Genomic DNA, 12,873 nt, shown 5'->3' on the forward strand with positions numbered 1-12,873 from the left:
GATCGGCGCGGAACTAGGGGCGCATGTTTTCGCAGTCTGTCGGCGAGCTCTTGATGAGCGTTGTCGAGATGGATGCGTCCGATCTGCATCTCATCGTCGGCTGTCCGCCGATCGTGCGCCGCTTCGGCGAACTTGTTCCGCTCGAGATGCCGAAAGTTTCCGCCGACGACGCGCGTTCGTTGCTCGCCCCGATGTTCACCGCCGAACAATCGGAGCTGCTCGAGCGGAATCGCCAGATAGATTTCGCCTGCGACTTCCTCGGGGTAGCGCGCTTTCGCGTGCACGTCTCGTACGAACGCGATCGGCTGAACGCTGAGTTCCGAGTCATCCCGTTCCAGCCGCCGCGTCTTGAAGATCTTTTGCTGCCGCCGGTCGTCGCCGAGGTAGCCACTAAGCCGCATGGACTCGTGCTCGTCACGGGCCCGACCGGTGCGGGCAAATCCACGACGCTTGCCGGCATCGTCGAATACCTGAACCGTTCGCGCAGCCTGCGCATCGTGACGATAGAAGAGCCGATCGAATTCGTGCACGAGAGCGCGAAGGCGTATATCACGCAGCGCGAGATCGGAAAAGATTGCAAGACCTACGCCGATGCGATCCGCGCGACGCTACGTCAAGATCCCGACGTGATTCTCATCGGCGAGATGCGCGACCTCGAATCGATCGCGTTGTCGCTCGGCGCCGCTGAGACCGGGCATCTCGTGCTCGCGACACTGCACACGCTCTCTGCATCCGACTCAGTCAACAGGATCGTCGACGTGTTCCCGTTCGAGCAGCAGGATCAGGTGCGCGTGCAGCTTGCAAGCGTGATCGAGGCGGTTTTCTCGCAGGCACTTGTGATGCGCGCCGACGGCAGCGGCCGTGTCTGCGCGATGGAAGTGCTGCTCGGCACGCCGGCCGTGCGCGCGATGATCCGGGAGAACAAGACGGCGCAGCTCGCGGACCTGTTGCAGACCGGCACGCCCGAAGGCATTCAGTCGTTAGACCGGCACCTCGCGCAACTCGTGCAGTCGGGAACGGTTGCGATGGAGACCGCGATGCTCAAGGCGACGCACGCCGACGAGTTACAGCGCATGCTGGGCGCGGTGCCGCTCGGCGAGCGGCGCTCCGCGATCACCCGCTAGAATACGCGCACGCCGTTAACTTTTTGAAGGGGCTATTTCTTGAAGGGGCCGACGTCAGTCGGCCCAGGTTTTCGTTATTTTAGCTAGGGCCGACTGGCGTCGGCCCCTTCAAACGCCCCTTCAATCGTCAATGGAGGTCTGAGAGCGCCGCAATAATTTCATCAGTCGTGCGCACTTGACCGATGCGCGCAAAGATATGCTCCAGACTGTGATTGTGCGACAGCTCCTTGAAGTCGGTCATCGCGTCGCTCGCAAATGCGAGCTGATAGCCGTGCTCGAACGCCGAGCGCGCCGTTGATTCCACGCCGATGCTTGTAGAGATTCCGCACAGTACGATGCCCGTGACGCCGCGGCGGCGCAGCTGCAGATCGAGCTCCGTGCCGTAGAAAGCGCCCCATTGGCGCTTCGTGATCCGGATGTCGCCGGGCTGCGCGCCTAGTTCCGGGATGAGTTCGGCGAAATCGGGCGGCAACGACATAGACGGCTGCGGCGCGTCGGCGCGCGGATTCAACCGGTCTGCAGAATCCGGCGAGAAGGTCACATTCACGAGCACGACCGGCAGCGCTGCTTTTCTGAACGCGTCCGCGAGCCGTGCGGCGTTCGCCACGATGCCTTCGACCGGGTGCGCCGCCGGCCGGCCTGCGATGCCTTTTTGCAAATCGATCACGACCAGCGCCGTCCGGGGATCGAGTTCGAGTTCGGCCATCAAAGTTTGATCGGCGCGAGATGCGCGCCGCCCATCGCAGCGTTCAAGCCGCCGATATCGTTGGCGATGAACGAACGGTACGATTGATCGGTGGCGAGGAACAGTTGATGCAGCACCGACTGTTCCGCCAGCTGCGCAGCAGTCGGCGGCGCGAAGCTGATCAGGAACATGAGCGATTGCTGTCGTTCGCGCAGGCTGTCGGTGATGAAGTCGTCGTCCTGATCGCCTTGCGGATTCGAGCTCAACGAGCTTCGAAGTTTGTCCAACGTAGCCCGGACCGCGTCGATGCGCGATACGAGCCCGGCGTTTGAGCCCGCCGCCGACCGGCGTTCGTTCAGCTGCTTTTCGATCGAATCCAGTCCGTTCAGATCGCTGTCGACGGCAGAAAAATCATCGTACATCGCGACTGCAAACGCGCGGTTCGCCACGAGCTCCTGGTGCGTCCACGGAGCGCGCGGGTCCGCTTTCACCACGACGGACTGCGAATACGTCTTTCCGCCGAGAGTCAGCCGCGCTTCGTACGTGCCGGGCACGACGCTCGGACCTTGGCCAAATCCGCGATTCCACTTGGGTGCGCCGTTCCACTTGACCGGCGGGTCGGAGGCGAGATCCCACGCGATGCGATTGACGCCCGCGGCATTGGGCACGTTTGAGACCTGTTTACCGTCTGAATCGTGCGTCCCCGAGATCGTACGTACGACGTGCCCGCCGGGTGCGATGATCTGCAGGCTCGGCGTGCCGCTCGAAGGGGACGCCTGATAGTACGTGAGGAGCGCGCCGTAGTCGGGATCGGTCCCCTGGAACGCGCTCGATCCGCCGCTTTCTGTCTGGCCGGCAAACGTGTAGAACAAGTATGCGTCGCGCACGCGGAAGAACGTCGGCTGGCCGGCGGATTGCGCGGCTGTGAGGCCCTGCAGCGCCGCGAGGTCGTCGAGAATCCAGAACGACCGGCCGTGCGTCGCGATGAGCAGATCGTCGAAGTCCGGCTGGATCTGGATGTCGCGCACGGATGCGGTGGGCATCGAGAGCTGCAGACTTTGCCAGTGCGCACCCGCATCGAAGGAGATCCAGATGCTCTCTTCAAGGCCGGCATAAAGCACCTGACTGTTGACCGGATCCTCGCGCACGACGTGCGCGTACTCGTCACTGGGGAGTCCGCTCGAGATCGAGCGCCACGTCTTGCCGAAGTCCGCGGTCGCGAAGACGTACGGCCTCGGGTCGCCGGCGAAATGCCGATCGATAACCGCGTACGCCGCGCCGCGCGAGAAGCGCGACGCGTCAAGTGAGTCGATCCGGCCCCACGGCCCGATGCCCGTGATGCTGACGTTCGACCAATTGCGCCCGCCGTCGCGCGTGATCTGCACGACACCGTCGTCGGTGCCGACCCAGATCAAACCGGCTTGCAGCGGCGACGGCGCAATGGAAAGAATGGTGTCGGAAAATTCGGCGCCGGTGACGTCGAGGGTGATCGGACCGCCGGAGACTTGCTGGTGCGATTTCACATTGAGCGTGAGATCCGGGCTGATCGGCGTCCAATGATAGCCGCGGTCGTTGCTGCGCAGCAAGACGTTGCCGCCGAAGTACGCGGTGTGCGGATCTTGCGGTGAAAACGCGATCGGCGCTTCCCAATTGAAGCGATAAGGAAGGGATGCGATCTCGCGCGCATTGGTGTCGCGCAAATACGGGGTGATATCCCAGCTCTGATTCGAACGCACGTCGAAGATCGACAGCTCGCCTGCACTATTGCCGCCGCCTGCCGCATTCCAGACAAGATACGGGTCCGACGGATCCGGCCACACCCACGTGCCATCTCCTCCGCCGACGCTGACCCAATCGCGCGTTTCGATCGAACTGCCCCATGCGCCGACGTTGGGCGCGCACCAAGAACCGTTGTCCTGCAAACCGCCGCAGACTTGATACGGGATGTCGCGGCTGTAGCCGACGTGGTACGCCTGTCCGATCGCGAAATTATTGCGCCACTCCCAGGATGCGCCCGCGTCCTGCGAGATCGCGACGCCGCCGTCGTTGCCATTGATGATGCGTTCGCCGTCGGCTGCCCACCAGATGTCATGATGATCGCCGTGAACCGCTTGATCACTGACGGCCCATGTCTTCCCGCCGTCTTTGCTCTCGACGAGGTCGACCGAAACTGCGAAGAGATGATCGGCGTTTGTTGGGTCGACGTAAAGATGCGTGTAGTAAAACGGCCGCTGATTCGCTTCGGTATCGGTGGAGACGAGCTGCCACGTGCTGCCGCCGTCGGTCGAGCGCCACAGGATGCCTTGCTTGGATTGGATCAGCGCGTACACGCGCTGCGAATCGCTTGGCGCGATCGCAACGCCGACGCGGCCTTGCAGACCATCCGGCAGGCCGTGTCCCTCAAGTTTTGTCCAGGTCAATCCGCCGTCCGTGGATTTGAAGAGCCCATCCAACGGACCGCCGCTCTCGAGATCCCACGAGACGCGCGAGTACTGCCACATGCCGGCATAGACGATGCTCGACGATTTCGGGTCCATCGCAAGGTCTGATGCACCGCTGCGCGGACCGAGGTAGAGCGTCTTCGACCACGTCTTTCCGCCATCTGATGTGCGGTAGACGCCGCGATCCGAACTGTCGTGGAAGGGGTCGCCGAGTGCCGCGACGATCACGACGTTCACGTTGTGCGGATCCACGATGATCTTCGCGATCTGCGATGTTCCGTGCAGGTCCACGCGCTGCCACGTCTTGCCGCCGTCGAGCGAGTGATACAGCCCGTCTCCGGCCGCGACGTCGTTGCGCGGGTTCGCCTCACCGGTTCCGACCCAGACTTCGTTGCCGTTTCCCGGAGCGATCGCGATGGCGCCGATCGAGGCGACGTCTTGCGAGTCGAAGACCGATTGCCAGTGCGCTCCGCCATCGACCGTCTTATAGACGCCGCCGCCCGCGCTCCCCACATAGTAGAGGAAAGGATTCGTGTCGCTGCCGACGACCGCTCCCACGCGGCCGCCCGAGATCGCCGGTCCGATGGAGCGCCACGAGAGCGACGCGTATGGCAGCGGCGCCGCCGACGCCTTTTGCGTCGCGCTCGCGGCGACCGCAATGGCGAAGGCCAGGAAGATCGGACCTAGACGCATGGGCGCACTCCATCATGCATGAGCGATGTGGAAGAGATTCCGTACCGATGCTTGCGGCGTCGATGTAGGGCGGACCTTTTATGATTCGCCTTGCGGCGTCGCTCGCTTCAATCCAGAGGGCGCCGGTGCTAGCCCAAACGAGCCGGCTGCGTGAGCTAACAAAGTTGACGATTGAGCCTCCAGGTGGCTTGTCGATATATACCCTTTATGGTATAGTGAGGAGGCGACGTGGAACCTAACCGCACGAATCCGGAGCGTTGATCGGTCAGGCGCTCGTCTAAGCCCAAACTGGCGAAAAACATCCGGACGCAAAGCGGATGAAGGGGACGCTTCGAGAGGCTCATGAGATATCCGTACGCTCGACGGGGCAAGCATTTCGAGTCGTTTACACGGCTGATTTTGGCAGTATGGTTTGCGTCCTCCACGCGTTTATTAAGAAATCAAAGAAAGGCTCCAGAACTCCGAGGCGTCATCTCGAAATGATTGAAGGCCGGATAAAGTTTGCGAGGGAGCGGTATGAAGAAGGTGGTTAAGAGCAGGGAGAATCGGGTTATCCGCGCAGGCAAAAACGTCTTTGCAGAATTGAATTTGCCCGATGCGGACGTCGTTTTTGCCAAAGCACGCTTGGTGGTTGCGCTCGCCGGGGCAATCAAAGCCCAAAATCTCTCACAAGTCGAAGCAGCGAGGATGATCGGACTAACCCAGCCGAAGGTTTCACGACTTCTGCGCGGTGATACGCGGGGTTTCACGATTGACAAGATCGTCCAGCTTCTCACCAGGCTGAAAAGAGATGTCGAAATCAAGGTCACCCGCGCGCCTGCGAAGACAGCGGTCGGCCGAGTCATGATCACAGGCTCGACGCTGCAAACCGTCGCATCGACGAAGCGGTAGTTTCGGACGGGGCAAGCGATGCTTGCCCTCCTACAGAATGGCCCGACACATGGTCACGTTCACGCCCGATGTCGCACGGCTTGTCGACAGCATCTATCCGCCGGCTCGCCAAGCGCTTGCGTACGAAATCGCCGCGATCGGCCGGCCGCTGTACTTCATCATCGCCGCCTTCGAACTCGCTTTGCTCGTCTGGTTCTGGCAATCGGGCACCGCAGCGCGTCTTGCGGCTGCGTGCGATCGCCGCATCCGCCTGCCGTTTTTCTCGGCCGCCGCTTTCACGTTTCTCACGCTGCTGGGCTTCTCGATCGCGCTCTTGCCGTTCGCCTGGTACGGCGGCTATGCGCTTCCACACCGCTTCGGCTTGAGCGATGCGCCGTTTTCCGTCTGGATCTCGGATTGGGCGAAAGATCTCGCATTGACCACGGTGATCGGAGCCGCGATCGGGGCAGGCTTCGTGCGCCTGGTCGCGCGCCGCGCAAGGGCGTGGCCCGTCGTGGCGGCCGTGCTTGCCGCGCCGCTCATCCTATTCAGCAACGCGATCTTCCCGGTGTTCGTGACGCCGCTCTTCAACCACTACGTGCCGCTGCCGGACTCGCCGCTCTCGCGCTCGATCCTTGCGATGGCCGCACGCAACGGCATCGCGGCATCGGTCGTCTACGAATACGACATGAGCCGGCAGACCAACGAAGGCAACGCGTATGTCGCGGGCATCGGCTCGTTCGAACGTATCGCGATCGGTGACACGATGCTGCGCGATCTCAAACCCGATGAAGTGCTCTACGTCGTGGCGCACGAGATGGGGCACTACAAACTGCATCATCTCTGGTGGGGTTCGCTCTATGCGTGGCTCGGCAGCCTCGGGTTGATCGCGCTCGTCGCGTTCGTGCTGCCGCTCAAGCTCAGGCATGGACCTCGCGGATCGACCGCGCTCTCCGATCCTGCCTCGCTGCCGCTGCTCGGGGCGTTCCTCATCGCCTTGTCGCTCGTCGTCGCACCGGTGTCCAATGCGATCTCGCGCGGCATCGAACACGCCGCGGACGTCTTCGCGGCCGAACATACCGCGCTCGGCGACGCCGGAGTGCGAGCGTTTGCTCGCTTGGGAACCGAGAATCTGTCGAGCCTGCATCCCCCGGCGCTCGCGGTCTGGTATTTCTACGACCACCCGCCGCTCGACGAGCGAATCGAGTACGCGCTCGAACACGAACGCGGCGGCACGTCGACGACCGTCGGCCCTTGACATCATTTCGCCATTAGTGCTAGGATTTTTCCGCATCCCAAAAACTTTCATCCGGTGCTAAGCCGGCGGTAACGCATGCGAAAGCCATCTCAGGACGCGTCGGGCGACTCTGTCAAACGCGAGAGAACCGGCGTCCAATCGGTAGAGCGCACGCTCGACATCCTCGAAGCGCTTGTCGAGTTCGGTTCCGAAGTCGGCTTGGTGGAGATCAGCCAGGTCGTCGGCTTGCCGCTTGCCACGGTCCACCGGCTGCTCGGCACGCTCATCACGCGAGGCTACGTCAAGCAGAACCGGCAGAATAGAAAATATTCCCTTGGCTTCCGCGCGCTGCAGATGGGCAACGACATGCGCCAGCGCTTCAGCCTGCGGCTCGAAGCGCGCCCATTTCTGCAGCGGCTGATGCAGATGAGCGGCGAAAGCGCCAATCTCGCGGTGCTCGATGACGGCGAAGTCGTATACATCGATCAAGCGCAATCGGCGCGCATCCTGCGCATGTTCACGCAGATCGGCAATCGTTTGCCCGCGCATTCGACCGGCAGCGGCAAGGCGTTGTTGGCGTTCTTGCCGCGCGAAGTCGTTGAAGGGATCTTGCGCCGCTACGGCATGGCGCCGCGCACGCCGAAGACGGTCACAGATTCGGCCGAACTATTCCGTGAGCTCGAGCAAGTCCGCGCGCTCGGCTACGCGCGCGACGACGAAGAGCACGAAGAAGGCGTCCGCTGCGTCGCCGTGCCGGTGCGCGATGCGTCAGGACAAGTCGTTGCGAGTCTGAGCGTATCCGGTCCAGCGGCACGACTAAGCGACTCGCGCGTCGACACCGTGCTCCCCGATCTGCTCGACAGCGGCCACAAGCTCTCCGCCCGCTTGGGCTTTGCGCCCGAACCCATCCAAGCGCGTTGACGATCGGCGTCCGGCACGCGCGCTCCGGCGATCGGCGTTTCGTCGAAGCGTTGGGAGCCGAAACCGCGCACAGCGGCGTGTCCGCGATCCGTCCGGCAGACGCCGACACGACTGCCCGAGCCTTTCACCGGCTGCTCGCGTTTTGCGAAGAGCGCCCGAAAACGGTGACGCTCATCGCGGAGTCCGAAGGCATTCCGGTCGGCTTTCTGTTGCTCGTGACCGATATACCCGACGACGTCACGCAAGCGCCGCAGGCGTTCGTCGCGTTCATGGCGGTTGAGCCTGCCGCCCGGCGGCGCGGCGCGGCGGCGAAACTCTTGGCGGCGGCGGAACAAGAGGCGCGCAGCCTCGGGTTGCCGCATCTCAGCCTCATGGTCACGGCGGATAACGCGCCGGCGCGGGCTTTGTATCGGCGCTTTGGTTTCACGGACGAGCGCCTCGTGCTGACCAAACGCGTCGAACCGGCCGCTTCGTGAGTCCGGCTGCTTCAGCGTCAACGCCGAATTGGCCGCGCGTATGGCGTGCGGCCGGTGTCATCGCGTTGGCGGCGATCGTGTTGTATGCGCTGTCGCGCATCCCGCTCACGGTCGAGGTGTTCATCGTCGCCACGCTCATCGCGTACGGCATCAATCCGATCGTGCGGCGTCTCAGCACTCGTATCCCACGCATCGCCGCGGTCGCTGTCGTCTACATCGTGGTGACGTTAGCGGTGCTCGCGCTCTTCTTCGTCGTCGTGCCGGACACGGTCGCCCAGCTGCAGACGTTTTTTGTGAACAGCGGCGACCTGACGATCTCACTGCAAGGCGCCGCGAACTCCACCCAGGACTGGATCGCTTCCCATCTCGGAAACCGCGTCCTTCCGGCGCAATTGCAAGCCATCGAAACCAATTTGCTGGCGCAGCTCACGGCGGGCATCAACAATATCGTCGCGCGGGCCGGCAATGCGCTATTGGGACTCGCGAGCGCCATCGTCGTCGGCGTCACCGCAGTCGTGCTTTCATTCTTCTTCTTGACGCACAGCGAAGAAATACGCGAGTCCATCTATAGCTTGTTCCCCGGACGCCATAGAGCTGCGGCCTCGAAGATCGCCCGCGAAATCTCGCGCGTGGTCGGGGGATTCGTATTCGGCCAGATCGTGTTATGCTTGTTCGTCGGCATCACCACGTGGGTCGTGTTGACGATCGCTGGATCGCAATACGCGCTCTTGCTTGGCGTGCTGACCGGCGTGCTCTATGCGCTGCCGTTCCTCGGTCTCATCGTCGCCATCGCGCTCGGGGTTATGCTCGGATCACTGCAGGGTTGGACCATGGCGATCATCACGGCCGCGGCTATCGCGATCATCTCGAAGATCGCCGACATAATCTTGGTCCCGAAGGTGATGGGTGAAAGCGTCGGCGTCTCGCCCATGGCAGTGATCTTCGCGATCTTTGCCGGCGGCGAGCTATTCGGCGTGTGGGGTCTCGTGCTCGCGATTCCAGCCGCCGCGCTGATAAAGATCGCGTGGAATCTGTGGATCCATCCGTGGATCACGGGCCTGCCCGAAACCAGCGCCTAGATTCACATTTGGTCCGGCGCCGAGACTCCGAGCAGCTTTAACGCCGATGCGATCGTGGTCTTCGTAACGATGCAAAGGGATAGGCGCGCGCTCGTCGTGACCGGGTCGTCGCTCAATACGATGCAATCGGTATAGAATGCGTGGAAGCCGGTAGCGAGATCGCGCGTATATTCTGCGAGACGATGCGGCGCGCGTGCCTTCGCGGCTTCAACCACGGTGCGCTCGAAGTCGGCGATGCGCGAGATCAACGCGAATTCGGCGGGATGGCTTAGCCCAACCAGATCCGATCCGTGTCGAGCGCGCTCAAGCGCCGCGCGATGTTGATCTGAGTCCGCCTTGCGCAGGATCGAAGCGATGCGTGCATGGCCATACTGCACGTAGTAGACCGGGTTCTTCGCGGACTGCTCCAGCGCGAGCTCGAGATCGAAGACGAGGTGCGATTCCGGCGCGCGATTGATGAAGAAAAAGCGCGCCGCGTCAACGCCGACCTCATCCATAACTTCGGCGAGTGTGACGAAGTTGCCGGCCCGCTTGCTCATCTTGACGACTTCGTCGCCGCGCTTCAGCGTGACGTATTGCGCCAGCAGGACTTCAAGCGATCCGGGATGGCCAAGCGCCGCGACGAGTGCGTTCAAGCGCGCGATATAGCCGTGATGGTCCGGTCCGAGCACGTCGATCAGGCGGCGATTGCCGCGGCGCAACTTGTCGCGATGATACGCCGCGTCGGCTGCGAGATACGTCGGGCGTCCGTCGCTGCGCCGAAGTACCCGATCCTTTTCGTCGCCGAACTCCGTCGTCCGCAGAAAAAGCGCGCCATCCTTTTCGTAGGCATGGCTGCTTGCCGTCAGCTCGCGAAGAACCGAGTCGATCTCACCCGCAGCGTGCAGCGCCGCTTCCGACGTCCAATGGTCGAAGTGGACGCCGAAACGCTCCATGTCTTGCCGCTGACCTTCGACGATGATATCGCGCGCGAACTTGCCGAGCGCCTTGACCCGCTCGTCGGGGTTTGCCCGGAGCCAGCGATCGCCGTCGCGCTGTTTGAGGGTCAGCGCGATGTCGACGAGAAATTCGCCTTCGTAGCCTTCTTCCGGCAGCGGAGTGTCGACGCCGCACAGCGTTGCGTAGCGCGCGTACAACGATTCCGCCAGGATGTCGAGCTGGTTGCCGGCATCGTTGACGTACGTTTCCGATTCGGTCTTCGCTCCTGAACGCCGAAAGAGCGCGACGAGCGTGGAACCGAGCGAACCCGAGCGGCCCTGCACCACGTTGAGCGGTCCGGTTGGATTTGCAGACGTGAATTCGATGAGCAGCGGGCCATAGTCGGCGAGCGCATCCGACGCCCCGAAGTCGTCGCCGCGCTCAAGCGCGTCGCGCACGATGTCGCGGAAGTAATCAGGCGACATGCGCAGGTTGAGAAAGCCGGGCTTTGCAGGCTCGAGTTTATCAATGCCCGGTAAGTCCTTGGCGCCGTCACGCGCGATCGCTTCGGCGATTTCCATGGGGTTTCGCTTCCACGCCTTTGCGGCGGCGAGCGCGACGGCCGTCGCGTAGTCGCCGTGTGCCGGGTCGCGCGTGGGTCCAAGTGAAACGGAAGGCGGCGGAGCGTGATCCGCGCCCAAAGCGGCGCCGACCGCCGCGACGCGCGCAGACAATCCACTTTCAATGGCGGCGAGTTTCGCGAGATGGCGGCTGCGCATATGCTTTTAGTTGGCGTGCAGTACCGAAAGCCCCTCGCTTGGCGTCAGCGGTGGTACGGCTCGCCGCGATTGATCTTCACGGCGCGATACAATTGCTCGAGCACGACAAGCCGCGCCATCTCGTGAAGAAGCGTCAGCTGCGAGAGCGACCAGACGAAATCGGCGCGCGCGAGGACGCCCTGCGCGAGTCCGTCCGCTCCGCCGATGACGAGCGCGAACCGGCGTGCTCCGGTTCGCTCGATTGATCGCAGGCGGCGCGCCAACGATTCGGATGACAATTCTCGACCGGATCGATCGAGCGCCCAGACCGCGGAGCCTTCAGGGCAGCGCTTCAGGAGCGCAGCGCCTTCCTCAGCCATCGTCGACGCTTTGACTTCGACCGTTCGGACCGGAAGCAGCGGTTCAAGGCGAGTGATGTAGAGCGCGCATCCTTCGCGCACATATGCTTCCCGGATCTTGCCGACCGCGATGAGGTCAACGTTCATCGTGACGCGTTGTTCTTCGGCCGGCGGCGCGCCACCGCTGCGTACGTGCTGCCCGAGCGGCGCTCCACATCGCCGCGCAGTTCGAGCAGCGTGAGCCGCGCCGCGAGCTCCGCCACCGGAAGCCCCGTGACCTCAGACAATTCGTCGACGTCGAACGGCCGCGTCTGCATGATCGCGACGAGGGCATCGCACGGCGTTGCATCGCTGGGCTGTGACGCGCTCCATCCAAGCGTGTCGGCGACGTCGGACATGCTTGTCGCGGCCATCACGCCATCTTTGATGAGCGCGTTCGTTCCCGCGCTTGTCGGCCGATCGATGTCGCCGGGCACGGCGAAGACGTGCCTCCCGAATTCGTCGGCGAGCCGCGCGGTGATGAGCGCGCCGCTCCGGCTCGCCGCTTCGGTGACGATCGTCGCATCGGCCAGCGCCGCGACGATGCGGTTGCGCATGGGGAAATGAAACGCGCGCGCCTTCATCGCGGGCGGAAACTCGGAGAACACCGCGCCGCCCGCGGCGACGATGTCGTCGGCGAGCAGCGAATGATATTGCGGATAGAGTGCACTGACACCGGAGCCGATGACGGCGACCGTCCGTCCGCCGCTGTCGACCGCGCTCGTATGTGCCGCCGCATCCACGCCCCGCGCTAAGCCTGAGATGATGGCGGCGCCGTGGGCGACGCCATCGCGCGCAAATTGCGCGGAGACGGAACGGCCGTACAAAGTGGCGGCGCGGCTGCCCACGATCGCGATGGCGCGTCCTTCCGTTGCCGTCGCGTCGCCGAGACAATAAAGTACGAGCGGTGCATCGCACAAATCGCGCAGTCGTGACGGATATCGTTGGTCATCGCGTGTGAGGATGTGCGCCCCGCTCGCGCGCGCCGCGTCGAGAGCACAACGCGCGGATTCATCATCTAATGCGGCGAGCCGCAAACGTGCTTCGCGCGGCAACGGCTCGATGCCGTCGGGCGGCGGCTCGCCAGACTTGACGTGCGCCACGACTTCCCGAGCGCTTCCAAGAGCGGCGATCCACGCAGCGATCGGCCGCGGCGCCCAGACAGCGGCGCCCGCAACCGCGAGGAGCCAGCCGAGTTCGAAATCGTCAGTCACGACGATCGGTATCACGCGCGGTTTGGATACGCGGCAAGCGATGCGTGCCGAGGCGGACC

At 63.2% G+C, this 12,873-nt stretch carries 11 protein-coding genes; 6 read left to right on the forward strand and 5 right to left on the reverse strand.

The genetic code is table 11. From position 1 onward, the window contains the following. The first annotated feature begins 23 nt into the window (after positions 1–23). A complete protein-coding gene (locus tag VKT51_00630) occupies positions 24–1,124 on the forward strand; it encodes a type IV pilus twitching motility protein PilT (protein HLJ82662.1) in 1,101 nt (366 codons plus the stop codon). A gap of 127 nt (positions 1,125–1,251) precedes the next feature. Here VKT51_00630 and VKT51_00635 read toward each other — a convergent pair whose 3' ends face one another. Together VKT51_00635 and VKT51_00640 are read right to left on the reverse strand one after the other, a co-directional pair. After that, positions 1,252–1,830, reverse strand: a complete 579-nt coding sequence (locus VKT51_00635) for a hydrolase (protein ID HLJ82663.1) — start codon at positions 1,828–1,830, stop codon at positions 1,252–1,254. Then, entirely contained in the window at positions 1,830–4,943 is a 3,114-nt protein-coding gene (locus VKT51_00640; protein ID HLJ82664.1) for a hypothetical protein, read from the reverse strand. The genes VKT51_00635 and VKT51_00640 overlap by 1 nt, the downstream gene beginning before the upstream one ends. A gap of 516 nt (positions 4,944–5,459) precedes the next feature. On the opposite strand from VKT51_00640, the gene VKT51_00645 reads away from it, so the two are divergent. The 5 genes from VKT51_00645 (at position 5,460) to VKT51_00665 (ending at position 9,526) form a co-directional block, all read left to right on the forward strand. Beyond that, positions 5,460–5,834, forward strand: a complete 375-nt coding sequence (locus VKT51_00645; GenBank protein ID HLJ82665.1) for a helix-turn-helix transcriptional regulator — start codon at positions 5,460–5,462, stop codon at positions 5,832–5,834. Positions 5,835–5,883: 49 nt separating this feature from the next. Further along, a complete protein-coding gene (locus tag VKT51_00650) occupies positions 5,884–7,071 on the forward strand; it encodes a M48 family metallopeptidase (GenBank protein HLJ82666.1) in 1,188 nt (395 codons plus the stop codon). Positions 7,072–7,146: 75 nt separating this feature from the next. Continuing rightward, a complete protein-coding gene (locus VKT51_00655) occupies positions 7,147–7,971 on the forward strand; it encodes an IclR family transcriptional regulator (GenBank protein ID HLJ82667.1) in 825 nt (274 codons plus the stop codon). Then, positions 7,968–8,447, forward strand: coding sequence for a GNAT family N-acetyltransferase (locus VKT51_00660; GenBank protein HLJ82668.1), 480 nt, complete (start codon positions 7,968–7,970; stop codon positions 8,445–8,447). Before VKT51_00655 ends, VKT51_00660 begins: the two co-directional genes overlap by 4 nt. After that, the gene (locus VKT51_00665) at positions 8,444–9,526 is read left to right on the forward strand and encodes an AI-2E family transporter (GenBank protein ID HLJ82669.1); all 1,083 of its coding nucleotides are present in this window, start codon (positions 8,444–8,446) and stop codon (positions 9,524–9,526) included. The genes VKT51_00660 and VKT51_00665 overlap by 4 nt, the downstream gene beginning before the upstream one ends. 2 nt (positions 9,527–9,528) lie before the next feature. Here the strand turns inward: VKT51_00665 and argS are convergent, their stop codons facing one another. From argS to dprA, 3 genes are read right to left on the reverse strand one after another with little or no spacing between them, the layout of a single operon-like run. Beyond that, positions 9,529–11,223 carry an arginine--tRNA ligase gene (gene argS / locus VKT51_00670; protein ID HLJ82670.1) on the reverse strand — a complete coding sequence of 565 codons (1,695 nt, stop codon included), beginning with the start codon at positions 11,221–11,223 and terminating at the stop codon, positions 9,529–9,531. Between the two features lie 44 nt (positions 11,224–11,267). Beyond that, positions 11,268–11,708, reverse strand: coding sequence for a 23S rRNA (pseudouridine(1915)-N(3))-methyltransferase RlmH (locus VKT51_00675; GenBank protein ID HLJ82671.1), 441 nt, complete (start codon positions 11,706–11,708; stop codon positions 11,268–11,270). Beyond that, positions 11,705–12,829 (reverse strand): DNA-processing protein DprA, encoded by a 1,125-nt coding sequence (gene dprA / locus VKT51_00680; protein HLJ82672.1) that lies wholly within the window; start codon positions 12,827–12,829, stop codon positions 11,705–11,707. The genes VKT51_00675 and dprA overlap by 4 nt, the downstream gene beginning before the upstream one ends. Positions 12,830–12,873: the final 44 nt, after the last annotated feature.

It is taken from the genome of Candidatus Eremiobacteraceae bacterium (assembly GCA_035295225.1).
Classification (GTDB): domain Bacteria; phylum Vulcanimicrobiota; class Vulcanimicrobiia; order Eremiobacterales; family Eremiobacteraceae; genus JABCYQ01.